The organism is Bacteroidota bacterium (genome assembly GCA_016718825.1).
Classification (GTDB): Bacteria; Bacteroidota; Bacteroidia; order J057; family JADKCL01; genus JADKCL01.
In genome coordinates, this window is the sequence record JADKCL010000005.1 from 1 (window position 1) to 25,039 (window position 25,039).

General features: G+C 52.1%; 20 protein-coding genes. 12 read left to right on the top strand and 8 right to left on the bottom strand.

What is annotated here, in order from left to right:
• On the bottom strand, positions 1–316 hold a 316-nt coding region (locus IPN95_06565; GenBank protein MBK9449064.1), incomplete at its 3' end, for a hypothetical protein.
• A gap of 301 nt (positions 317–617) precedes the next feature.
• On the opposite strand from IPN95_06565, the gene IPN95_06570 reads away from it, so the two are divergent.
• On the top strand, positions 618–2,027 hold the full coding sequence (locus IPN95_06570; protein MBK9449065.1) for an aldehyde dehydrogenase family protein: 1,410 nt from the start codon (positions 618–620) through the stop codon (positions 2,025–2,027).
• A gap of 14 nt (positions 2,028–2,041) precedes the next feature.
• On the opposite strand, the gene IPN95_06575 is transcribed toward IPN95_06570, so the two are convergent.
• Positions 2,042–2,464: a VOC family protein gene (locus tag IPN95_06575; protein ID MBK9449066.1), complete on the bottom strand. Its 423-nt coding sequence runs from the start codon at positions 2,462–2,464 to the stop codon at positions 2,042–2,044.
• A gap of 116 nt (positions 2,465–2,580) precedes the next feature.
• On the opposite strand from IPN95_06575, the gene IPN95_06580 reads away from it, so the two are divergent.
• The 6 genes from IPN95_06580 (at position 2,581) to IPN95_06605 (ending at position 7,672) form a co-directional block, all read left to right on the top strand.
• Positions 2,581–3,579 carry a helix-turn-helix domain-containing protein gene (locus tag IPN95_06580; GenBank protein ID MBK9449067.1) on the top strand — a complete coding sequence of 333 codons (999 nt, stop codon included), beginning with the start codon at positions 2,581–2,583 and terminating at the stop codon, positions 3,577–3,579.
• Between the two features lie 73 nt (positions 3,580–3,652).
• Positions 3,653–4,663, top strand: coding sequence for a membrane protease subunit, stomatin/prohibitin (locus tag IPN95_06585; protein ID MBK9449068.1), 1,011 nt, complete (start codon positions 3,653–3,655; stop codon positions 4,661–4,663).
• Positions 4,660–5,601 (top strand): NAD(+)/NADH kinase, encoded by a 942-nt coding sequence (locus IPN95_06590; protein MBK9449069.1) that lies wholly within the window; start codon positions 4,660–4,662, stop codon positions 5,599–5,601. Before IPN95_06585 ends, IPN95_06590 begins: the two co-directional genes overlap by 4 nt.
• An 8-nt stretch (positions 5,602–5,609) precedes the next feature.
• Positions 5,610–6,365 carry a sulfite exporter TauE/SafE family protein gene (locus IPN95_06595; GenBank protein MBK9449070.1) on the top strand — a complete coding sequence of 252 codons (756 nt, stop codon included), beginning with the start codon at positions 5,610–5,612 and terminating at the stop codon, positions 6,363–6,365.
• A gap of 14 nt (positions 6,366–6,379) precedes the next feature.
• Positions 6,380–6,901 (top strand): hypothetical protein, encoded by a 522-nt coding sequence (locus IPN95_06600; protein ID MBK9449071.1) that lies wholly within the window; start codon positions 6,380–6,382, stop codon positions 6,899–6,901.
• Between the two features lie 150 nt (positions 6,902–7,051).
• On the top strand, positions 7,052–7,672 hold the full coding sequence (locus IPN95_06605) for a hypothetical protein (protein MBK9449072.1): 621 nt from the start codon (positions 7,052–7,054) through the stop codon (positions 7,670–7,672).
• Positions 7,673–7,750: 78 nt separating this feature from the next.
• Here IPN95_06605 and IPN95_06610 read toward each other — a convergent pair whose 3' ends face one another.
• A complete protein-coding gene (locus IPN95_06610) occupies positions 7,751–8,710 on the bottom strand; it encodes a T9SS type A sorting domain-containing protein (GenBank protein ID MBK9449073.1) in 960 nt (319 codons plus the stop codon).
• 1,707 nt (positions 8,711–10,417) lie between these two features.
• On the opposite strand from IPN95_06610, the gene IPN95_06615 reads away from it, so the two are divergent.
• Both IPN95_06615 and IPN95_06620 read left to right on the top strand, forming a co-directional pair.
• Positions 10,418–11,440 carry an amidohydrolase gene (locus IPN95_06615; protein MBK9449074.1) on the top strand — a complete coding sequence of 341 codons (1,023 nt, stop codon included), beginning with the start codon at positions 10,418–10,420 and terminating at the stop codon, positions 11,438–11,440.
• A gap of 6 nt (positions 11,441–11,446) precedes the next feature.
• Positions 11,447–12,037: a sugar transferase gene (locus IPN95_06620; protein MBK9449075.1), complete on the top strand. Its 591-nt coding sequence runs from the start codon at positions 11,447–11,449 to the stop codon at positions 12,035–12,037.
• An 11-nt stretch (positions 12,038–12,048) separates the two neighbouring features.
• Here the strand turns inward: IPN95_06620 and IPN95_06625 are convergent, their stop codons facing one another.
• On the bottom strand, positions 12,049–13,686 hold the full coding sequence (locus IPN95_06625; GenBank protein MBK9449076.1) for a T9SS type A sorting domain-containing protein: 1,638 nt from the start codon (positions 13,684–13,686) through the stop codon (positions 12,049–12,051).
• A gap of 300 nt (positions 13,687–13,986) precedes the next feature.
• Positions 13,987–18,390 (bottom strand): S8 family serine peptidase, encoded by a 4,404-nt coding sequence (locus IPN95_06630; protein MBK9449077.1) that lies wholly within the window; start codon positions 18,388–18,390, stop codon positions 13,987–13,989.
• Positions 18,391–18,658: 268 nt separating this feature from the next.
• On the opposite strand from IPN95_06630, the gene IPN95_06635 reads away from it, so the two are divergent.
• Both IPN95_06635 and IPN95_06640 read left to right on the top strand, forming a co-directional pair.
• Positions 18,659–19,471: a ceramidase domain-containing protein gene (locus tag IPN95_06635; GenBank protein ID MBK9449078.1), complete on the top strand. Its 813-nt coding sequence runs from the start codon at positions 18,659–18,661 to the stop codon at positions 19,469–19,471.
• Between the two features lie 37 nt (positions 19,472–19,508).
• Positions 19,509–21,413: an aryl-sulfate sulfotransferase gene (locus IPN95_06640; GenBank protein MBK9449079.1), complete on the top strand. Its 1,905-nt coding sequence runs from the start codon at positions 19,509–19,511 to the stop codon at positions 21,411–21,413.
• A gap of 16 nt (positions 21,414–21,429) precedes the next feature.
• On the opposite strand, the gene IPN95_06645 is transcribed toward IPN95_06640, so the two are convergent.
• Complete coding sequence (locus IPN95_06645; GenBank protein ID MBK9449080.1) at positions 21,430–21,993, bottom strand: hypothetical protein; 564 nt, start codon at positions 21,991–21,993, stop codon at positions 21,430–21,432.
• Between the two features lie 122 nt (positions 21,994–22,115).
• On the opposite strand from IPN95_06645, the gene IPN95_06650 reads away from it, so the two are divergent.
• Positions 22,116–22,574 carry a hypothetical protein gene (locus IPN95_06650; protein MBK9449081.1) on the top strand — a complete coding sequence of 153 codons (459 nt, stop codon included), beginning with the start codon at positions 22,116–22,118 and terminating at the stop codon, positions 22,572–22,574.
• A 94-nt stretch (positions 22,575–22,668) separates the two neighbouring features.
• Here IPN95_06650 and IPN95_06655 read toward each other — a convergent pair whose 3' ends face one another.
• A complete protein-coding gene (locus IPN95_06655; protein MBK9449082.1) occupies positions 22,669–23,316 on the bottom strand; it encodes a hypothetical protein in 648 nt (215 codons plus the stop codon).
• Positions 23,317–23,368: 52 nt separating this feature from the next.
• Positions 23,369–24,751: a hypothetical protein gene (locus IPN95_06660; protein ID MBK9449083.1), complete on the bottom strand. Its 1,383-nt coding sequence runs from the start codon at positions 24,749–24,751 to the stop codon at positions 23,369–23,371.
• Positions 24,752–25,039 lie beyond the last annotated feature (288 nt).

A 25,039-nucleotide genomic window follows, 5' to 3' on the forward strand; every position in this document is an offset into this window, starting at 1 on the left:
CGGTTTCGCGACCGATTGCGCCTTCCAATCCATAGCCGGTGAAAATCGCTTCGATGCCGCCATTCAATTCGGAGTACACAGCCAATCCATAGCCGACTTCGGAGGTCGTTGCGCCAAAGGCGACGTAAAGCTGCCCCTCGATCGCTAGTGCAATGCCTTCATATTCACCTGCGGAGGTCTGCCATTCGATGCCATGGCCGCCGCGCGGGAGTGCGGAGATGCGCATGGTACCTGTGTAGGCCTGCCCAAGATGGTTTTCTGCCTTGGAAATCGTCCAAGTGCCGTCAAATTTTGGGTCGTGGTAAAGTCTTGGCATACAAATTTCAATCCTTGTTCAAGGGTTCAGTTCGTCGAAAATACGCAAGGAATCTGAAACAAATCGTGCGAAGGGGTGTTATTTGTTCGTGTTTGCCGATCAAGGAGGTGAATGCTTTCAGTAGAATTTTGTTTGTCATTATTGTCATAACTTCTTTTGTGATTGCCTTCGGAGTCCGGGGGCAATTGCATTTTGTGGCCGCAAGAAGACTGACGATGTCGTGCGACAGAATGCGATTCTCCTGAACGAAAGGACAATCGGATTCCAGTTTCCATCCCGCGAAAATTCCCTAAATTGAGGCATGAATCGCCACGAGGAAGTTTTTGGCCGCCAACAGGCCTATTTTTGGGAAAAGCTGAAAGGCAGCACGGCCACCCAACGCGTTGCCAAGCTGCGGAAAATGAAAAAATGGGTGCTTGCCCATCAGAAGGATATTCAGGCTGCGCTGTTTCAGGATTTGCACAAGCCCGCGCACGAAGCCGACCTCATGGAGGTCTTGCCGGTCATGGCCGAAATCAAGGATGCCATTGCCAATCTCCATGATTGGATGCGGCCCCGCAGGCTACCGACTCCGATGGCATTTATCGGTTCGCGTTCCGAGGTAATGTATGAACCCAAAGGTGTCTCGCTGATCCTTGCCCCCTGGAACTTCCCTTACATGCTCACCATCGGGCCACTCGTCTCGGCCATCGCTGCAGGATGCACCGCCATGGTCAAGCCCAGCGAATTTGCCCCAGCTACAAGCACCTTGATCGAAAAAATGGTCACGGATTTGTTTCCCGAGGATGAAGTCGCCGTATTTCATGGCGACCATACGCTGGCAACGGCACTCACGGCGATGCCCTTCGACCATATTTTCTTCACGGGCAGCCCTGAAGTCGGCAAGAAAGTGATGCATGCCGCAGCCGAGAACCTCACCTCCGTGACCCTCGAATTAGGTGGCCGGAACCCGGTCATCGTGGACGAAACGGCAAATATCAGCGACACCGCCCGCAAACTTGTTTGGGGCAAGCTCGTCAATGCCGGACAAAGCTGTATGTCGCCCAACTATGTCTTGGTGCATGAAAAGATTTATGATCAGCTTCTGAAGCAGATCAAATCCACCTACAACAAAACCTACGGCGAAGCTGCCACGCACATGCAAGACAGCCCGTATTACAGCCGTCTGATCACGCCACGCCATCAGGCGCGCTTGCAGGAGCTCGTAGGCACGGCGGTCGCTGCAGGCGCAAAGGTTTTGATTGGCGGAAAAGGCGACACCGCCACAAGCTATCTTGATCCGACGTTTCTCACCGATGTCGAACTCGGCAATCCGATCCTTGAGCAGGAGTTGTTTGGGCCGATTTTGCCGTTTCTGAAATACAAAACTTTGGATGAAGCCCTTGGGATCATCCGCAAGATTGAAAAGCCGCTTGCATTGTACATTTTCTCGCGCTCCAATCGCAACATCGAGCGCATCATGGGCAGCACGAGTTCGGGGAGTTTGATGGTCAATGAAACCACCGTCGCCTTCGGCAATACCGAAATGCCTTTTGGAGGCGTGAATTGGAGCGGAATCGGCAAAGCCCACGGCCATGCCGGATTTCTCGCCTTCACCAACGAGAAACCCGTCATGCGGCAAAATACCTTGGTACCGTTTACGTTGCTGGCATTCGCGCCTTATACCAAGCTCAAAAGCAAAGCTTTGAACTTGGTCATGCGCTTATTCTGATTTTGAAGGGTTACTTAGGCCGACGGATTTTGGCTAATCATCCAGCCGATGCCAAATTTGTCGTCGCACATTCCAAAGAGGGGTGCCCAAAACGTGGGCCCAAGCGGCATGATGATATTGCCACCTTCGGAGAGCATTTCAAAAAGCCGAATGGATTCTTCCTCCGTCGTGGTATTGATCACGACCGAGAAATTGTTTCCGATAATGGGCTTACCTTCCATTACTTCTGGAAAGTCGCTGCCTTGCAAATGAAGGTTCTCGCTGATCGGAATGGCAACATGCAAAATCCGATCGCCACCTAGTGCATTTGGATCTGCGCCAGGCATGTCCTTGTACCGTGACAGCATATGAAATTCGCCGCCAAATGCTTTTTGATAGAAGGTGAACGCCTCAAGGCAATTGCCGTCAAAATGGAGATAGGGATTAATCGTGATCATATTTTTGATTTTAGTGGGAGTACCCAACAAATGTAGCACCCGATGTGGGGAGGCAGAAATGCGATTACGACATACTTGCGGGTTGATTGCGACATTCTCATTTGTAATTTCACGGGATGAAAGTACTTGCAATTTTGGTTCCCGAAGGCTGTGTTTTGGCAACCGTTTCAGGCCCGAGACAGATGTTTACGGCCGTCAATCAGTTTCTTGTGAACCAAGGACGCGAACCTCTTTTTGACCTTAAATTGGTCGGCCTGAACAAGGAAGTGCGATTGATGGATGGGCTTGTCACCATTTTCCCGGATTGGCAGTTGGCAGAGGCGAATGATGCGGATGTCATCATTGTCCCAGCGTTGAGTGGGGATTTGATCGTATCCTTGGAGCAGAATCAAGCTTTTGTACCGTGGATCATTGCGCAGCATGCACGCGGCGCCGAAGTTGCGAGCCTCTGCATTGGTGCATTTTTGCTCGGTTCCACGGGATTGTTGGCTGGAAAATACTGCTCGACACATTGGATGTTTGCACAACAATTTCGCACGATGTTTCCAGATGCAGTTTTGATGGACGACAAGATCATCACGGAGCAAAACGGCATTTATACCAGCGGCGGAGCGAATTCGTACTGGAATTTGCTGCTTTACCTCGTCGAAAAGTACGTGGACCGCGAGATGGCGGTGCTTGCGGCCAAGTTTTTTGCCTTGGACATTGACCGCAATGGACAATCAGCCTTTGTGATTTTTACGGGTCAAAAGGATCATGGCGATCCGCAGGTGAAATCGGCGCAAGAGTTTATCGAGACGCATTATCAGGATCGAATTCGTGTGGAAGACCTTGCTGACCTTGTGGGCATTGGGCGGCGCACGTTTGAAAGGAGATTCAAGAAGGCGACGACCAACTCCGTGGTGGAGTACATTCAACGGGTGAAAATCGAAGCCGTGAAAAAACAACTCGAATCAGGCCGTAAATCGGTTTCGGAGTTGATGTACGAGGTTGGATACGCAGACTCCAAAGCATTTCGGGAGGTTTTCAAGAAAGTGGCTGGCATTTCACCCAATGATTACCGCAACAAATATCAAAAACGCACGGAAATCCTTGGAGTTGACGTTGCCGGATGAAAGAGGATGATCTTATTCCTTGTTTTTGGCCTAAGAATTCACGAATCTAGGATCAAACTTTATACTGATGGCAATGCTCGGAATTCAACACATCAAGTTTGACTCCATGACCTACGTGCTCCATTTCAAAAATGGAAAAATCAAGCGCGAGGGTCGTGGTTTGGCATTTTTCTACTTCGCGCCCAGCAGTTCGATCGCAGCGATTCCGATGGGGAGCAATGACCTGCCTTTCATCTTTAGTGAATCGACCAACGACTATCAGACGGTCACGATTCAAGGGCAGATCAGCTACAAAATCAGTGCGCCCAAGACACTGGCCGACGTGCTCGACTTTACTGTCAACGATGCCGGCCAATACAAGAAAAATGACATCGAGAAGCTGAATCAGCGCATTATCAACGAAGCGCAGACCACCACCTCGGCCTATATCCACAGCATCAAACTCAAGGACGCGATCCGCGCGGCCAAGGCCGTCGAAGGCAAGATTCTCGAGGGCCTGAAGGCCTCGCCCGCAATTGGCATGCTCGGCATCGAAATCCTCGGCGCCAACATCCTCGCGATTCAGGCCACACCGGAAATGACCCGCGCACTCGAAACCGAAACCCGCGAACAGTTGCAGCAGGAGGCCGATCAGGCCATCTACGAGCGCCGCAACTTCGCCGTCGAGCAGGAGCGCCGCATCAAGGAAACCGAATTGAACACGGAAATCGCCGTCGAGGAAAAGCAGAAGCAAATCGCCGAAAAACGCATGGAAACCGCCGTGCAAAAGGCTGACAATGAGCGGAAACTCCGCGAAATGCAGCTCGAAGCCGATATCGCCGTGGAAAATCAGCGCAAGTCCCTCATCGAGCAACGTACGACCAACGACCGTGCCGAAGCCGACACCAAGGGTTATGTCATCGAGGCCAACCTCAAACCCTACAAGGACATTGACTGGAAAACGTTGACCGCGCTCAACAACAACCCCGATCCGAGGTTTAACATTGCCCTCGCGTTCAGGACCTTGGCGGAGAATGCAGACAAGATCGGCAACTTGAACATCAGCCCCGAACTGCTGGAATCCATTTTGAGCCAGAAAAAATGAGCATCGAGTATGCCATCGTCGTGAAAAACAAAACGCGGCTGGAATCCTTGATTGAGCGCTTCAATACCAAGGCCCAAGCCAAGTTTTACATCGAGCGGCTCGGCGGCAATTTTGCGGACTACGAATTGGAGCATCAGACTTTTCATGCCGCTTTGCAGTCCTTGCAAACGCAGCTTTCCAAGTTGATCAAAAACAAGATTTTGGAACGGGCTTATATGCCTTCGTTCCTGTTTTCGGAGAATAATCTGATTGTCGTGATCGGGCAGGATGGTTTGGTCGCGAACACGGCCAAATACGCCAAAGGCATTCCCATCGTGGCCGTAAATCCCGACAAGCAACGCTACGACGGGGTTTTGTTGCCCTTTGATACCCAGAATTTTGCGCATGGCGTAGAGAATGTCCTCTCCAATCAATATGCATCCCGCACGATGCGGTTTGCGGAGGCCAAACTCAACGACGGGCAGCGCCTGTTGGCATTCAACGACTTGTACATTGGCGCTTCCACGCATATCTCGGCACGGTACAAAATTTCCTTCAACGAAGCGACCGAGGAGCATTCCTCCAGCGGATTGATCGTCTCGACTCCAGCCGGTTCGACGGGATGGTTGAGTTCGATTTTTAACATGGCCTACGGCGTGGCGGGTATGTTTGAAAAGGGTTTGGAACCCAAAAAGCCGCAGTTGCAAGACAACGAATTGCTGTTTGCGGTTCGGGAGCCGTTCAAGAGCATCCGCACGCAGACGGGTATCACGGCGGGCATCATTGCGCAGCAAAATCACCTGAGAATCGAGTCGCTCATGCCGACAAGCGGCGTGATCTTCAGCGACGGCATCGAGGCCGACTTCCTGCGGTTCAACAGCGGATCGATTGCGACGATCGGCATCGCGAATGAAACGGCGCAGTTGGTGCTCAATCCGGCGAATGTCCCTTCAAAATGACGTAGAAAATGGCATTCGAAGAGATTTTGCTGCCGTTTTTCCTGTTTTTTACGATTGCCACCTTGTATTCGTCGGTAGGGCATGCGGGAGCTTCCGGTTATCTGGCGATCATGTCGTTGCTGTCGTTTGGGACGGAATCCATCAAACCGATCTCTTTGATTTTGAACATCGCGGTGGCCTTGATTGCTTCGGTGAAGTTCATTCGGGCAGGGTATTTTGATCGCCGGATTTTCCTCGTTTTCATCGTGACCTCGTTGCCAATGGCCTTTTTAGGAGGCTATTTGAAGGTCGGCCCGGAATATTTCAAGCTTTTTGCAGGGATCTTTTTGATCATTTCCGCGATCATGCTCGTGGCCAAGCAGTTCATCCAAAACAAGGATGCGCCGACCAAGGTGATGCCGATTTGGGTGGGATTGCTGCTCGGCGCGGTGATCGGATTGCTTTCCGGGTTGATCGGCGTCGGCGGCGGGATTTTCCTGAGTCCGATCCTGATCATGACCAACTGGACGAATGTCAAAAATGCCAGCGGCATTTCGGCGTTGTTTATTCTTTGCAATTCCGCGTCGGGCTTGGCCGGGCATATCACTTCGCTGCAAAAATTGGATGTTTCCATTGCTTATTGGCTGGTAGCCGTCGTGATCGGCGGATTTTTGGGCTCCTACCTCGGCACGAAAAAGTTCAACAACAAAGTGATTGTCGGATTTCTATTTTTGGTCTTGCTCACGGCTGGGTTGAAGTTTGTTTTGGTGGATTTTGGGAGGTAAAAAGACGAAAAGGAATGAGTTTCATAGCTAGAATTCTCGAATCGTTTTGGAAAAGAGGTCAGAAAGCCGCCGGTGTGCAAGGTGTGAATTCGGTCGAATCAGAATCTTTTCGGGTAAAAGTTCCGAGTAATTGGCGTTTAAACAAAAATTCCGAAGGTTCCGTGATCGAATGCCAGAGCATGGACGAGACGAAGGGATTGTATATTTCCATTTTTCAGAATCAGAAGTTTGTAACCAATGAAGCCTGGATATTGGAACAAATGCAGTTCGAAATTGATAAACTGTTAGCGATGGAGGGTCAATCCTTTAAGTTGTTGAATCAACGGATTTATCAATCGGGAAAACTTTGGATTGGAGAATGGGACGGATTGTCAGATCTAACGCAGTATCGAATAGTTACGAAAAATATGCTTAAAGGAGCTAAATTGATTCGAATGAGTTTCCACGATTACCAGTTTGAATCCTTGGAAAAATCTAATGCGATTCGTGACTTGATTTTTGAATCGTTTGAAGTCAAGACAGCCTTTTACTCTTGAAATTCGAAATCCGAGCTTAAATTTCTACTCTTACCCATAATGCCTTTGGATAAAACCGAAGGGTGCGCCCCGCTCACAGGGCAGGCGCCGAGTCGGAAAGTCATGCATAAACGTCCCAATTGTGATTGGTTGAACGCATAGAAATCAACAATGAAAACAAAACAGCTTTTTGACCGAATCCTGCAGGCGGCATTGTCAAAGCCCGCGAGTGTCATCATTGCCAACGATGTCGTCCATTTTCGGGACCCCGATGACATTGCCTACAAAATCGGGATCCAATCCACCAACAGCAAATACCTCAAAGGCTTCTGTTACCTGTTTTGGAACAAAAGAATGGGCGCGGCCTTTTACTTCAAACATGATTCGGAGCAGATCCAAGAGATTTACCGACAACATCCGAATGTTCTCCCCTCCGAAATTGCCACACAGCATTGGTCTAAAGTTTTGTTGGATGAACAGACCGAATTGGATTTTTTGCTTGGGCTCTTGGATACCGCTTATGCCTTGATCCTGAAATCAATGCCTAAGGGCGAACAGGTGAAGATCAATGCCCTTTCAACCCCCAACAACATTTGGGCGTTTCACCAATTGGCGATGCGGTTGAGCAAGCAAGACAAATATTGGTATCTCGATTACAATACAGGACCGCAAATCAGGTACAGGATCAAATTGATCGCCATTTATGAGCATCATCGTTTGCTCGTGCGTGGTATTGAGGTTCCGGAATTGAAAGATTGGGAATCGGCAATTTTGGCAACGATCGCAGAATAATTTTCCGAAAAGAAACACCGTTGGACAAGTCCCCGAAGAGACCCATCCAACGGTGTTCCGTTTTTTTCAATTCGTTGCCTATTCCACCACGAGGCGGAACACACGGCGTTGGCCCATTTCAGAAAAAACCTCGACCATGTAAGTGCCGTTTGCAAAAGCCTTGAGGTCGAATGCAACTTCATGGCCCAATTGCGGCAAGCCTTCGGAGTAGAGCTTCCGGCCAAACATGTCCTTGATATTCACGGTGATGGCATAGCCAATCGGGCTCTCGGTACGCAACCTGAATTCGCTGCGGGCAGGATTCGGATAGATCGAAATCCCGGTCCAATCCTGCATGGCGTTGGCGATTCCGACGATCGTGATGTTGGTCGTATCGCTCACGCCGCTGCAACCATTCGAGTCGGTAACCATCAAGGAGTAGCTGCCGGATGCGGTGGCTGTGAAGCTGTTGGCATTGGCGCCGCTGATGTTGCTGCCATTGAGCAGCCATTGGTAGGTGACCCAAGTTTGACCAGTGGTAAGCGTATTGCCTGATGCTGTGAACGTCGGATTTGGTGCTGGCAAGGCCGCAACCGTGACGGATTGGGTTGCTGTGCATCCGCCGCCGTCGGTCACGGTTACGGTATGCGTTCCAGCACTCAAGCCTGAGGCCGTTGCCGTCGTTGCGCCGTTGTTCCAGAGGTAGGTATAAGCCAAGCAATCATTGCCACCATTCGCGTTCACGGTTGCCGAGCCTGTCGGGTCGGATACGCAGCTCGGGGTGGATGTGGTAGTTGCCTGAAGGGCAGTCGGTTCGGTGATGGTCACCGTCTGCACGGACGTCGCGCCGCCGGCGTCGGTGACGGTCACCGTATGCGTTCCCGCGGTCAAATTTGTCACGGTTCCGGTGGTTGCGCCATTGCTCCAGAGGTAGGTGAAGTTGTTACAACCACCGATGCCGTTGGCATGGGCGACGCCATCGTTGCCGCCATGGCAGCTGACATGGTGACCGCAAGTCGTTGTATCGGCGACCATCGTGCTCGCTATGGGTTGACCCATCACCGTTACGATCGTGGTGCATGTGCTGCTATTGCCATTGCCGTCGGTGACGGTCAAAGTGACATTGTTCAATCCGGCATTGTTGCATGTAAAGGTTGAAGGGCTAACCGACAATGTGGTTACACTGCAATTGTCAGCGCTGCCGTTGTCGATTTCGGAAGCGAGGAGGGTAGCATTGCCGGTGGAATCGAGGATGACAGTGTCAGCCTGGCAAACTGCCGTCGGCGCAATGTTGTCCAGCGTCACCGTGACCGGCTCTCTAGTGGATGCGGTACAACTTGTCCCCGTCCATGTAACGATGATTTGACCATTTCCTGAACGGAATCCTTGTGTATGCGTGACTGCGGATGTGCCCGGGCCAGCGAAGCTGCTTCCGCCACCGCCACCACCACCGCGCCAAGTGCTGCCGCCCCCACTTGCGCCTGTTGCACCCGTTGTGCCGCCGCCTCCACCGCCATTTACGCCAGTTTGCGAGGCGGTTTGATTGTTGGCGATGACAGTGCCGCCGACTCCGCCGGCTCCAGCTGTACCATTGGCGCCGTTTCCACCGCCCGTAAAACCAAAGACGCCGCCGACGCCACCCGCAGAAGGCGTGCCGCCGCCTCCACCGGTCCCGTCATAACCTGCTCCACCTCCGCCGCCAAACCAGCCTGCGCCACCGCCGCCTCCGCCTCCGGGTCCGCAAGCGGCAACCCGGGATCCGCCTGCTCCGCCTCCGCCGCCTGCCACAACGAGTACATCGGTCCCGTTAAAGCCAAAAGGCGACCTGCGAATGTCAGACTTCCCTCCGCCACCTCCACCGCTTGCCGTGTTGCAGTCTGCAACGCCAGCCGCCGCACCACCGTTGAATCCGCCGACGGTTGCCACGGTGCCGCCACCACCGACATTGATTTGCAATACCTCTCCCGGTGTCACCGAGATGGTAGCCTGAACGCGTCCGCCAAGTCCGCCGGTCGCTTGATTCAAGGCATTGGCTTGCCCTTGGGCACCTTGCACGTCGACCACAATGGAATTTACGCCGGCCGGCACAGTAAATGTCTGCGTACCTCCGGTAAAGTTAAATGTTTGTGTTCCAGGTCCACCGGTGCCAATTGCCTCGGCGTAGTAGATCGTCGTGCTGGGCGGCGTGACCGGAAAATTGACCCCGCTTCCGACCGTGCCGAGCGAAATTCCACCTGATGGAACGGTATACCAATTGATGTTGTTGCCCACGGAAATGGCGTTCAAATTGGAAGAAGCTCCAGCGCAAACCATGCCGGGACTTGCTGTCACATTGGTGGGCGTTGCGCAGGGTTGTGCCTGCAACAAACCGCCAAAGACCAAAGCCAAAACTGAATGCAGCAAAAGAAGATGTGTAGTTCTAATTCTCATATCTGACAGATTTACAAATCAATAAACCGAGGCATTCTTCAATTTTGAAAATTCCTGCGAGAAGAATCTTAAACTTGAAGCGCCAAAATGCACTTTCCAGATTGGATTGTGCAGCGGATGAGCAGGCTAAAGGTGGATAAAATCTGCCCAATTTCCAAAAATGGGAAGATTGAATCGAAAAATGGGTCGACACACCGGTACCATTTTGGGCCTTACTGAATTCGCATTCGATTTCCTACGGATTGGGGCGCGAGGTATGGGTTCAAGCTGCCAATCGATCGGAGATGTGTGCTGCCACCTTTAAAAATTGTCTAACTTCACCGCATGGAAGCACCGCTGAAAATCGACATCCATACGCACATTCTCCCCGAAAAGTGGCCGGATCTCAAGGAAAAATACGGGTACGGCGGCTTTGTGCGGCTCGATCACCACAAGCCTTGTTGTGCCCGGATGATGATGGACGACAAGTTTTTCAGGGAGGTGGAGCACAATTGCTGGGATCCTCATGTGCGCATGCACGAGGGCGACCAAGTCGGCTGTCACGTGCAAGTGCTCAGCACCGTGCCGGTCATGTTCAGCTATTGGGCACAGGCCAAACACGTTTTGGACCTCAGCATGCTGCTCAACGACCATATCGCAGGCATTTGTCAGGATTTTCCCAAGCGCTTTGTCGGATTGGGAACTTTGCCTTTGCAGGCGCCTGATCTCGCTGTCAAGGAACTCGAACGGTGCAAAGCCATTGGATTGAAGGGCATTCAAATCGGCTCCCATATCAACGAATGGAATCTCAACGCCCCCGAATTGTTCCCGGTTTTTGCAGCGGCACAGGATTTGGACATGGCGGTGTTTGTGCATCCTTGGGACATGATGGGTACTGCCAAAATGGCCCAATATTGGTTGCCATGGCTGGTCGGGATGCCCGCCGAAGGCTCCTTGGCCATTAGCTCGATGATCTTTGGCGGCGTCTTTGAGCGTCTGCCGAATCTACGCGTCGCCTTTGCCCACGGCGGCGGAAGTTTCCTTCCGACCATCGGCCGCATCGAGCATGGTTGGCGCGTAAGGCCCGACCTCTGTGCCGTCGACAACGTCAAAAATCCACGGGAATACTTGGGCAAGTTTTGGATCGATTCCATTCTCCACGACCCTGCCATGCTCGACCATTACATCCAGTTGATGGGCGAAGACAAGATCGCATTGGGCACAGATTATCCTTTTCCACTCGGCGAATGGTTTCCGGAGGATGGTTGGCAGCCGGGCCGCCTGATCGAATCGATGCCTTGGCCCGCCGAGAAAAAGGCCAAGCTCCTCGGGACCAATGCCTTGGATTGGTTGCAAATGGAAGCCGCGCATTTTCATTGACGCTGAATGTTTTATCGGATTCGAGATATCCTGTTTGCAATCTTTGGGCTGCTGATTTTTAGCGGAGTTTTCATTGTGTTTGTTCCCTTGCTTGCGCTGACCCAACAACGCGTGTTTTTTGTGCAGCAACGCACAGGCTATCGGGGGAAACCGTTTTGGCTCATTAAATTCAGTACCCTGCGTGACATTTTGCCCGGCGAAAGGGAAGAGGACGACCAACGCAAACGCCTCACAATTCTTGGCCGCTTTCTCCGAAAATTCTCATTCGACGAATTGCCGCAGCTCTGGAATGTGCTCAAGGGGGAAATGAGCATCGTGGGTCCAAGGCCACTGATTCATGAATACCTCGACCTCTATTCGACCGAACAAAGACGACGCTTTGAGGTGCGCCCCGGTATCACAGGCTGGGCGCAAGTCAATGGCCGCAACGCCATCAGCTTTACCGAGCGGTTTCAATTGGATGTTTGGTACGTCCAAAATCGCAGCATCTTGCTGGACCTGAAAATCATCTGGAAAACCCTTACAAAGGCATTGTCGGGCAAAGACGTCTTTATGAATGAGAAAACGACGTCCGCAAAATTTGATGGGAAAAATTAATCGGCCACTGACTATTGTTTTTCAAACTTCTCATAGACCGCCTCCCCGTTTACATGTAGCTTCAAAAGATAGTTGCCTTTGGCTAACATGCTCACGTCGATCTTGAAGTTGGATTGTGGGAGGGTCGCTACAAAAAGTCTTCGCCCTGCCATATCCAAGATTTCAATCTTTGTGAGGGTGGTGTTCGGATCACCACAGAGGACGTTCAACGCATCGTTACAAGGATTGGGAAATAGGCTGACGCTTAATTTTCCGTCAACGGAGCTGTAAATTTGACGCACCTCAGAATAAGCGAATTTTCCAGCAGCATCGCTCAGTTTGATACGGTAATACCAATTGCCACTGTGGGCATTTGCATCAGTGTAGGAATTTTGAAGGGCGGTCGAGCCACTTACCTTGCCGATGACCGCGTAATTACCTCGGCCATTGCCGCGTTCAATTTCAAATGTGCAGCCAATGCAATTGTTAGAGATGGTCCATTGCAACAGGACGTTTCCTGCCTGCTTGGTTGCGGTAAAATCTTGAAATCCGATCCCCAAGGGAGGGAGAACGGGCATGACGACAAATTCCGGGAAGCGACGCACCTGCCCATTAAACAATCCTGCAATACCCGCATTGGCGTTGTAGCCACAAGCATTGCCCACGGCACTGAGGTCTGGATTGTTGATGACCGCAATTGGCGTTGATGAATAATAGGTATGTATGTGGTACATCTTCCCATCAGGTCCTGTTTTGGTGTCGTGGGCGTAACAACAAGTGTTCATGTTGGTGGTGACACCATTGCCAAGGTCGTATTGGTGGAGTTTGTATCCGCCTGCGTCCATGATGAAGTAGAGTTTAGAGCCATTGGGTGAGAAATTGCCAACTCCTGTAGCCACATTGAACAACTGCACAGGATTGGAAAGCACCCCATTCACGTTGTCAAAATCCATCATGACAAGTCCCATAGCTCCCAAACCCGATGCGGCGATCTTATTGGAAATTGGGGAATGCGCCATGGTATAGCTATCCCCGCCATTCGAGCCGGTCGCCGTATAAACCGTGGGCGCGGAAAACCCGCTGCCTGTGATGGAAATGATGTGGTATTGGTTGGTGTAGAGTACATGCCCAATCCACCAATAGTCAGTGGAATTGGGTTTGGAGACCACTTTGTTGGCTTGACCGTAGATGGCGCTGCTGAGCAATGTGTTTTTGTTCGTGACCTTTCCGAGTGGATAGGCACCATCGGTAAAATCTACAATCGAATAAAACAGGTTGTCGCCACCTGAGTCAAAGGCACGACTTGTGAGCAAGTAGAATTTCCCCAATTGGTTGGGAATCGGCACACATTGCACGGTTTGCGCCCCCGAAAAGTGCCCAAACAATCCCGTCCCATTGAACATCACGGCATGGCTCGAATTCACCACCGTTTGACCGTCAGAGTAAAACAGCAAGGATCCCGACAAGGGGTCATTGACCACCACGATTCCCTCAAAGCCAACATTGTTCATTTTGTTGCTGACCTTGTAGGGGATATTGTTGATGTCAAAGATGATTCCGTCTGTCCCGTAGCCGAAATACCAGTTCTTGGCCTCTAGTCCTGGGATTTGCGAATAGCAGAATTGACCAACAGACAAGAGGAGAAAGAAGAGGGAAACGCGAAATTTCATGGCGGTGGAAGGACGATGTGACTGATTACCGAGGGGAGGAAGCAAAAAGCTCCTTTTGTCACAATCTCGCAAAGCCGACTGACTTAAACAAAAAAACTTGGGCCGCATACACGGCCCAATTTTCGTCCATCAAAAAAATTGCTTACCCTAATTCTTTAAATCTATTCGCAAACTCTATGGATAATACAGCCGCTGAAGGGACATCCCCCAAAGCCGCAATTGAATTCCTAAAAATTTTTGAACAAAAAAGCCCGCTTGGAAACTGACCAAGCGGGCTTTTTCAATTCAGGTGGAATCAGCTTATTCGATCACAAGCTTTTTCACGCCCCGGAAGCTGTCACCTTGCACACGCAGGTAATACACGCCGCGGGCGAGTGCGCGCAGGTCGATGGCGCCTTGCCAGGCCCCGCCATTGCCTTGCACGGTTGTTTTCCAGATGCTGCGGCCGGCAAGATCGCAAACCTCAAATTGCGTGGATGCAACGGGTAATTCGCTGATCGACACATTAAACAAACCATTCGCAGGATTTGGCCATACTTGCAGACCGAGTTGCCCCAAGCTGCCTGCCAAACCTACCAAGCTGGTAATGTTGATGTTGTCGATAAAGAGGTTGTTGCCATACCCGTTGATGTTCACAAATCGAATCATGATGACCTGTCCGGCATAGGGTGTCAAGTCCACCTGATCGTTGCGCCAATCCGTTTGCAGGCTTGGGAACCAGTTTCCTGCTTGGTCACTCGTCGTAGCCAAAACACTGTCGCTTTTGTCATATACCACGTTGGGCCAAGTGGCGCCGCAGTCGGTGCTGACCTCAATGCGCAGACCGTCAAACAGTGTCGCGTTGAAACGGGCATAAGCCACGTCAAACGTCATCGATGCTGTCGACAATGCGGTCAGATCGACAGGGAAGGTCACCAATTTGTCTTCGGCATTGGGGTTGTTGTAGGTGAAGTTCTCGACATAGGCGGCCAAGGTCGGCGCTCCATTCGATCCCGTCACACTCACCGATTGTGCCCATGAAAATGCCCCACCGGAGTTCACGATGGCCCAGCCCGCGGGAGGGAAGACGCCTTGGATGTCTTCCACGATGTTGGGCACACTGCCATTGGTGATGGTGATGTAGTTGCTTTGGGTGCTCGTGTTGTTGCCAAAGCCGTTCGTTGCGAGCAAGGTCACACTGTAGGTTCCAGGGGCAGAAAATTGCACCTGTGGATTTTGCGAATTGGCAGTCGTGCCACCCGTATAGCTGAATGTGCCCGGTGTGATGGTCCAAGCCCAGCTGTTGGGGCTGTTGGTGCTTTGATCGGTGAACGTGACCGTCGATCCAGGGCAGGTCGTCGTTGGCGAACCCACAAAAGCTGCAACCGGAACGGCACTTGTTTCAAGAATACCGATATCGTCAAGCGCCATGTCGCTCGCAAAGTCTGATCCCGTTGTTCCACGGAAACGGATGTTGATGACCGTGCCGATGTAAGCGACCAAGTTCAAGGTGCCTTGGCGCCATTGATTGCCTTGGTTACCGGTAATCGGCGTCATGGCATCCAGCGTCCAAGCCCCGTTGGAAAGTACATCCACGTGTAGCGTGCCCATGTTGGCACCGTTCATGTGGTACCAAAAGCTCAGCTGTGGACCCGTTGCACCCGCCAAGTTGATGCAGGGCGTAAGCATTTGCGCCGTCGAATTGAAACAAGCCGAGGCCTCCAAGTACACATATTTGCCTTGCGCTGTGCCCAAGGTATGGTCCACATCAGGGCCGGTATTGGCCGATGCAGTTGCACCCGAGGCGACGCGCCAGTCGATGTCATCCTGGCTTCCATTGGTTTCGTTGATCCATCCGCTGCCCAAACCGCAGATTGTTGTCCCGCAGTTGGTCGCATTGCTGCACCCGGTAAAGCTTTCGAAATTCTGGTTTTGGGGCAGGTTTACCGTTGCACCGCCCGTGGTGATCGTGGTACTTTGGCTCAGGCTGTCATTGAAGGAGTTGCCGTCTCCGGAGAGATCGGCCCAAGCCTCCAAGGTGTAAGTGCCTGCTGCCGAGAGATTCACTGTCGTAGCAAAGGTATGGTTGGCGAATGCGCCAGCCGCAAGCGGTCCGGCATAAGTTTCAGTGAAGGCAGGGCCTCCGTTGAAGCTATAGCCAACCGGAATGTTGCTCGCAGGTCCGGTGCCATTGTTTTGGATCCTGACCGTGACAGGCGTCGAGGCCGACGCTTGGCAACTCGGAACCGAACCCGCACCGGGGCTCACGATTTGTGTGGCCGCGATGTCCACCGGAATGGTACAGTTGAACGTGCCGCCAGCACGGAAAATCGCAATCGCCCTGCGGCCTTTGCCATTCCCTTGCAATGAACGGACACTGTACCAATGGTCTACATTCGGATTTTGGTTGCGGATGACTGCACTTGTTGTGGAGCTTGTCGCGACCGAATCCATGTATTTGGTTCCCAAAATGCTCACTTCATACCCGGTTGCTCCCGCCGCAGCAGTCCAAGAGATACCAATCGAATCCGGGCAGATATAGGTGATGTTGATATTGGTTGGGAGCCTTGCAATCGAGAAAGTCGCATCGCTCATGTCTGTCAAGGCGCCGGCCGTCACACGTACCTTGGCCAGACCGGTGATATTGGTCGGAACGGTCCATGTATATGTGCGCGCCGTGCTTGCCACCGTATTTGAAATCAACGTCCAGTTGGTACCATTGTTGGTGGTGTATTCCAAGGTGAAGTTGCCCGTAGCACCAAATGCATCCCAGCGGATGCGCTCTGCTTCGCCCGGGACAAATCCTTCGCCACCGATCGGATAGGTGACCTCCACCATGGGTTGCACAAATTCGTAGACCAACCAATAGTTTTGCGGGCCTTGTGGCACCGAAAATCCGGAAACGGTGACGGTCGCGCTACCCGCAATCGGATTGGCGATTGTCACTTGCTCCATGTTGTTGAGGTCGTCGATGCCACGGGTTGCAGGCGTGTTCAATGCCGTTGCCGTGGGGGTCTCATCCAATACCCATGGATTGTAGGTCGTGCCGTTGGTGACTTGAATGTTCAAGTCATTGACAAGTGCCTTGTTGGCTGATGGATTTCCAGGATAGTCGGTCCAATAGACCATGACGCGCAATTCGATGGTGCCTGCGGGCACGGTCAGGTTGTGCGTGCGCGTGCCGCCTTGGGAGACGGAATCTTTGAGATAGCGGTTGTCTTCGAGGACTCGTACGGCGCGCAATGCATTCATGCGGCCCCAACCGTGTTTGTAGTCCGGTCCGGCATTGCCGACCTCTTCACCTGTGTTCAAGATGCAAGCCTTGATCAAGCCTGATTGCGGATTTTGGCCACCGTTCAGGCTTTTGTAGGCGTGGTACAATTGTGTCACGCAACCTGCCACGCTGGGTGCAGCAGCCGAGGTGCCGCTTCCGGTTTGGGTCGTATTGTTTTCGTCGGTCGAGAGTTGACCAAATCCGTTGGTGCAGATATCGGGCTTGATACGGCCGTCGTCGGCTGGACCGCGTGAACTTGTGCTTTCCAAAACACCGATATTGTTCATGTCGCCGCAGGTGATGACGCTTTTGGCTGCTTTGTAGCCACCTGTGATATTGGCCCATCCTGCCCCGGCGCCATAGCCATGGTCGGCCGAACCGGCATTGCCGGCGGAGAAAATATGCTCCATTTGGCGGTTGTCATTGATTTGATCATCAATGAATTGCGCATCAGCTGTGTAAACGCCACCCGTTCCTTGGCTGTAGCTCGTAGAGGTGAGCACCATTCCGTAGTTGGTATAATGGTTGATTGCGCTCACGATATGTACATAACCGCTGATGTCCCAGTAATAGCAATAAGCGCCCGAGGCATGGCCTTGGATCTTGGGTTCGCGGTTACCCGCACCAAAGAAAATGCCGCTCGTCATGTCGCCGTGGGTGCCGTTGTTGGTCGTTGCGAATTGGGTGACACGGCCTTGATGGTCGATATGTGGTCCGATGGTGCCGTCGTCGGCCAAGCCCACGGTTACGCCGGTTCCGTCATAGTGGCGGCCTGCGGCGTAGTCGGTGTTGATACAATTGGAGCGGTGAAGGCTGCGGCCCGCGAAGTCGTCGGGCGTCGAAGGCGCGGCAATCGGCTCGATGAATTGAATGTAGGGGAATTGCAGCAGATGATACAGACGTGTGGTTTCCACGCGCAGACGAATGAAACGCGGGTGCTGATTTTCATTCATCACCTCAAAATATTTGCCAAGCTCGGTGGCCACCATTGTCGGCAACACGTCGCGGTAGGGCATCACCGTCAATTCGATTTTGTCACCAAATAGCGCCCATTCAGGGTATTCACCTTGATAGAGTGCGCTGGAAAACTGAATGCGTTCATTGGGAAGCATAAAACTCCGCACGCCTGCGACGACCAAGTTTTGAAGGTCATAGCGGCTGGGAAGCGAAAGGATGTAGGCATTCTCAGGGAGATATTCCAGGAAACGCACACCGCTTTTCTCCAAGGCTTCCTTGGCTGGCTGGGTCGGAATCGCATCAAATTGAGCGACAAGATAGTACCGGCCTGCAAAAAGTTGCTCGGTTTTGGGCTGGAACGCTGCCGCAAATGCTGGGGCATTGGCGGGAAGGTCGAGATTGCCGTTGCGCAACTTGAGCGGCTGCACCGCTTGGCTCCACGACAAAACAGGCACAATTACGGCCAATAGGATCAGGAATAATGTTTTTCTCATTTTCATCAACGCTGTTTCATGCTATTTCTGACAAGCATCCAAAACCGTAAGTTAGGCATTTCTTGCCATGTGATTGTCGTTGCCGGCATTCGAAGTTTAGAAATGTCGTAAGGAGGGCATTCAAAGGCATTAAAATTCGGAAATCCAGGATCGGATCCTCGACGATGCGGGACCAACTTGGATTTTTGATTTCAGCAATCATTGGCCAATTTTCCGATTCGTTGCGGGATGGCCAAGTCCTGGACGAAGTCCCGTAATGCAAAATTGGATGCGCAGTTTTTTTCCTATTCTCCTTTCCACGATCGTTTCGGCCGTCGTGGCCTTGACACTTTGGCTGTTCTTGCATTCGCTGGATGGCAGTTTCTGGCAGGGAATGGAACTCGGAAAGGCTGCCTTGGAGCCTGAATACTGCGAATTCAACCACATGGAGGCCTTTGTGCGGCAACCCGTCAACAGCTGGAGCAATTTCTGCTATTTATTTTTGGGCGTTTGGTTGGTGACTTGGGGCGTGCAAGATGTCCTTCGAAGGGCGAATGCAAATCCTGTGAAACGTTTCCCCGCCATGACCATCTGGGTCGGATTGATGCAAATCGGATTGTGTTTCGGCAGCTTCTTTTTCCATGCCTCCCTCACCAAAACCGGCCAACATTGGGACATGGCCTTTACCTACGGACTCGGGTTGAGTCTGGCATTCGGAGGGGCTTATCGCCTGGCCATCAGTTGGGGAATGAAAGAGGGATTTGGTCAGAAGGCGGTTTTCCTTGGGCTTTCCATGGCGAGTGGTGTGCTGTTTTTCCTCATCAAATGGTGGCTGAATGGTCGTGTTGTCTTGCCTGCGGTAATGCTTACGGGCGTGACGCTCGTCGTGCTCGTGTACCTGCGCGAGCGCAAGCACCTCAACGGCTGGTTGCTTGTCGCCGGACTCGTTTCTTTGGTCGCTGCAGCGGTTTTTCGAAGTCTGGATCTGGCCAAAGTCGGCTGTGATCCGCTCGGATGGATGCAACTCCACGCTTGCTGGCACCTGACTACGGGCTTGTCCGCCTTTATCTTTTTGGCTTTTTTGCGCAACGAAAAGCCGTAATTTGGGTAGTTGATTGGTGAATGCTTGATTCTGAAAAATGCAAAGGTCAATTTTCCTGTACTTGTTTTGCTTCCTCAGTACCTCGATTTGGGCGCAACCCACGATCAGCGGCCTCACAGCAGCCGCCCAGTCCAACAACGTCTTGCGCTACGATTGCAGCTTCAACACAAGCCAATCCGCCAGAGGCTTCATTGAATATTACTGGTGGGACGGCTTTGATACGATCCGCGCCAACACGGGATTCACCGACTCCGCGCAGGTGCACCAACTGATCTTGATGGGCCTTGCGCCGCAGGCCACCTACCAATACCGCGCCGTCGCTTTTGATGCTACCGGCTGCTATCCAGGAGCTTGGCAATCCTTCACGACCGGAATTATCCCCACCGCGGGCATCATCAATCCAATCGTCAATGTCACGAGTGTGGCCGGCGATCCACCCGGCTATGTCCTCACCAACATGGCCACCGCCGACCCCGACCGCCACGTGCAAATCCATGACCGCAAGGGCCGCCCGATTTGGTACCAACGCATGCCCGGCATCGCCTCCAACCTCGTTGACGGCCCCTGTCAGAGCTTCACCTACAATCCCACCACGCAGAGCATCTTCTTCACCGACTGCGGCAAAGTCACCGAATTGCATCTCGATGGCACCATTTTGCACACGCTCAACTTCGGGAGCCTCGCCCCCGGATGGATGCCGCACCACGACGTCTTCCGCAATGCCGCGGGCAATTGGCTGGTGCTCGCTGCCAATGTCGATACCGTCGACAAGTCCACCGTCGGTGGCGATCCCAATGCCTTGGTGGTCGGTCCCGGCATATTCGAATTTACCCCGACGGGAAGCCTTGTCTGGTCTTGGTCGGCCTTTGACCATCTTGATCCGCTGCAAAGCCCGGGTCCGGGCGGGGATTGGGTGCCGAAATTCGGTCCGCAGGCCATCAATTGGCTGGATGCCAACTCGGTGATGCAAGATGGCGACGGCAATCCCATGCTGAGCTTCGGCGGCGAAAGCCAAGTCGTCAAGATCGCCCGCAGCGGCGCCAACATCGTCTGGACCTGCGGCGACAATGGCGACATCGAAGTGCTGCCTTTTGACAGCTTTGCCGTGTTGCATAGCCTGCGGCCTTCGCGGCCCGGGTATTACCTGAGCCTCGACAACCAAGGCCTGGGCAACGGCCTCACCCGCGCCATCGAATGGTGGATTGACTTCAGCTACATCCAAGCCCGCCTCGAAATCAGCTGGGAACACATTCTGCCCATCGACGACTTTACCGCATCCGATGGCAACGTCGACCGCATGCGCAACGGCAACTACATGATCGGTTCCCACGACGGCAAAAGTGCCACCGAAATCACCGCGAGCGGATCCGTGCTTTGGCATGCCGACTACGACAGTACCCTGCACCGTGCCTTCTGGGTCGAGGATTTTTACCACCGCATCCATCCGCAGTATTTGGGGGACTCCATTGTCTGTGCCACCGATTCCTTTGTGATTTTGCAGGCGAATCCAACTGGAGGAATCTGGTCAGGCCCGTTTGTGAGCGGAGACACATTCTTTTCCGCCGCCGCAGCCCTCGGCAGTTTCCCCTTGGTTTACAAATGGGGCCCCGAGGAAATCAGATTCGACATGGAAGTCGATCCCACGGTGAATTGCGGGGTAGGTGTTGCCGATGTCGCGGCACAGCGGTTGAACCTGAATGTGTTTCCCAATCCATTCGGCAGCGTGATTCACCTCGGATTGGAGCTTTCAAAAATGGAGGATGTCTCGGTGGATGTCTTTGCGATGGATGGCCGTCACCTGATGCATCAGAACCTCGGGAAATTGGGTCCAGGAGCGCATGCCATCGATTTGGATCCCTCCGAATGGGCAATGGGAACCTGTATTTTACAAGTCCGTACCGTATCGGGAAAAACCGGCAGGAAGGTTTTGTTCCGCGATTGATGGAGGGTTCCAAGAATCAAGTACGGGGCAACAACCATGTTGGGATTGCCTTCGGATCGTAATGGCCAGGTTGGAGTAGACGCTGAATCAGCCAAAGCAAACCAGCGCCCAAAAGTGCGACCACAACCATGAAAATCACGCCGACCATCAGTTTTCCGCGGTGCCAGACGGCATAGGCGACCAAGCCCTCGACACCAACGAAGGTGAGTAGCGTACTCCACCAAAACAACCGGTATCCAAATTTGGAACGCATGCCTGTGGTGAAAAGGATTCGGGGAAAACCTGCGGTCAAAACCGCGTGAAAAGCCAAGATGAAGGCCTTGTATTCCAGAACGTCCGGCACATTCCCGACATCCGCCCGCAAAAAGAGTGTCTTCCCGTTGTGGCAATAGATTCGACAGGAAAAATGGGCACTGCCGTATTCGCCCCCACTGACAAAAAGCAGGTTGACCTCCGTGATCTCTGATAACCAAATGGTTGTGTGGTCTGGACAGGTCAGCGCATCACCCGAGAGCGACCATTGCTGCGTCACCCGACCGCGGGCGTTGTGAAGGGAAAAGGATGTGGGGGAAGTATTCAAAGCAGTGTTCTCATCCCGTGAAGTTACAAATCGTTGACAAAAATCATGATTTTGTAGAAAATCAATCAGGCAGATCAATTGGGTTGGGTGTACCTTCGCAGATATTTGTTTTGAAAAGCAAGATGGAAAAAATAGCAGCGAAAAAACTGATTCTGGCAGCCGGTATCAAGGCCCAGACGTCAATTGTCGAAGACTTCCGTAGCCGCATCAGCGAGCTCAAGTCATCCGGTGAGCAATATGCCGACGAGCAGCACGACAGCGGCGCGCAGTCGATGTCGGCCGACGCCGACGAGCAGGCATCTTTGATGACCGAGCAACTCAACATGTTGGAAGAAGAATTGGAAAAACTCGGCCGCATCAGCACCGAGGAAGTCCATGAGACCGTGCACTTGGGCAGCGTGGTGGTCACCAACCACCAACACTTTTTTGTCTCTGTGAGCATCGAGCGCTTCAAATGCGAAGGCCAAGAATACTTCGGCGTGAGCACCAAGGCACCGATCTACAAAGCCATGGAAGGCAAATCCAAAGGCGACAAGTTCGAAGTGAACGGTCACCAATTTGAGATTCTGGATTTGTACTGAGCAATTGGTACTGTCGATAAACAAGAGGCCCCGGATCGGGGCCTTTTTGTAGGAATGTAGTTGGGTGATTATGGAAATTTGGTTAAACCAAGACCTATGAACCCACCCTTTCGTTGTGCCGCTCATGACGGCGATTCCTTCTCCGGAACTTCTCCTCATCCCGAACATATTGTTGTGGGTCATTCCAAAGCTTTCTCTTGTACCCCCGTAAGGTGGTCGGCGGGAAGACCTCGACGAAATTGTAATAGTTCGCATGGGCGACACCATGGAAAGCCAATCCAAATTTTGGATATAGAAATATCGTCGATAGATCGGTGTGTGAGGAAGGTAATTCGTGACTAGCCTTTCCCAGTTTGGCAAAGATCTTATCCAGACCGTACCTGTCGAGCGAATCGAGCGGCAGTCCGAACTTTGTAAAATTGATGTCTGATAATTTCCCCTTCCGAAATGAATAGTACTCTATTGGGCTGACATAATAGTTCGTTACCGTTCCATGTTGCGTTTCAACGGTAGAACTATCGTAGCCATACGGTAGAAACCGAGTTGCCCTTAGGGTCTCCAAGGGCTTGGATCGATCATCGATCATTCTTTGGATAATCGGGTGAACATTGCTTAAGTCAGGTACCTCTTGACCTTTGGTGTCGGAGAAAACCGTTGCCAATACCAACCAAATTCCCAGATGAAGCGAAAAGCGGAAATTGGCGAGTAAAACGAATGGTCTTTTAGTCATCTTTTCTTCCATTCTGCGACCTTCTCTGCAACAAAGGCAAACCGCTATGGGCATGGAGCGCCTATCATTTGCCATTTTGAGGATCGTCAAATTGAATTGCCTTCCGATACTCAGCTGATCCATTTTTCAATGCCATAGGGTTGTTGAAGTACATCGCGACGGATTCTGCCAAATCTTCACCAGCGTTCTTCAGGCCCACCATGGTCGGAGGTATCTCGTCGGCTGAATTCACTCGGCGAACCATCAAAGTAGACCCGTCTGGGGTTTCGATGTCGTCCCATTTAGTTTCGTAATCTTTGCCCCTAGCCCATAGCTTCATCCTTGCTCGGAATTCTGGAAGAACATAATCCATGAACCCGTGCGCCAATTCATGCGAAATGACGATTCGATTTCCGTCTTGCACCTTGACCTCTTTCCCTTGGGCGTTCTTTTGGGTTTTGCCCGAATTTCTGAGGTTTGGGTCGCCATCCAAGATCATAAAGGACTGGCTTGCCGGCGAGTATGTTCCGGCAACATTGGCTTTGGTGCGGTAATTCTCGTTTGAGCCTTTTTCTAATTTATGATTGAGCCTGCCAGCAGTCTTGACCTCTTGAGATTCGGATGCCCTGATGGAATTTTTGCGATTGGCTCCAGCAATCGGAGCAAACTTGGAAAGGCCAAATTCGAGGTCTCGGAGTTCGCTCATGGTCCACGCGGTTGTATTTACCCCCTTCAATAACTCAATTGGCGCATCAGGGGTCCATTTACGTACCTCGTCTACAACCTTTTGGGAGTTCACATCCACGCCATATACATCGTAGACCCTGGCGATGATGGCGCGGGCTTCGGTGGCTTCTGCAGGGCTATTTACCCGGACACGCTCATGGTTCCTGCGGTCGCCGTAAAAATTTTCGAGGAAGGCCTTAAGCGCAGGAGCTTTTTGGCACATTGCTTGGAGATCAGTGCGCATGTCTTGGCCCGGGTACGTCGCGGTGTAGGCTGCGGCAATGTCTTTGGGGCTGCTGTAGGCGATCAATAGAGACATAACAGCAGTTGCGTTATTCTCAGCAATGGACTCATTGATCAACGCTGCTACATTTGCAGCAGGTATCTTGGACATGTCGGCGTCCAGATTGCGGAACAACGACACTACCATTTCATTCCCCAACTTGCCTCCTAGAAACGTCTGTAGGTCAATCTTCTTTTTGGAAAGGAAATAGGTTTTGAATTCGTTCCATTCAGCCTGATCATGCTTTATTGCTTCGATTGACAACATGACACCCGAAATATCCCCCTTATTGGCTGCCATCACAACCTCATCTGCCATTCTACCAAAGTTGGACACCTGCTCCAATTGGGGGCCGCCGGCAATGGAATCGACCGACTCTTCTACACTCGTTCGCTGTCCACCTGCATTGCCAGACGTGTCTTCAGCTCCCGCGGTGAGCTTGAATTGTGGAGGTGCCATGGAAATTCCAAGCTCTTTTTCATCTTGGTGGTTTGACGCTTTGCTCTGGAGATCATGTTGTTGCTTCATTTACTTGAATTTATTCTAGTACGAATATAAAGCAGAATCAGCTTCGCTAAACAAACGTTTCACAGGTTTTCCAGAATTTGTTAGCAAAAGGGATCATCGAGAATTTGGAAGCTGCCTTGGAGAGTTTTCGGAGTGTGTTGCGGGGGTTGGCGGTGCGGTAGGATCCGGTTTTGGTCTGTGTAGGGACAGGTCGCAACCTGTCCCTACACAGGACCGTTG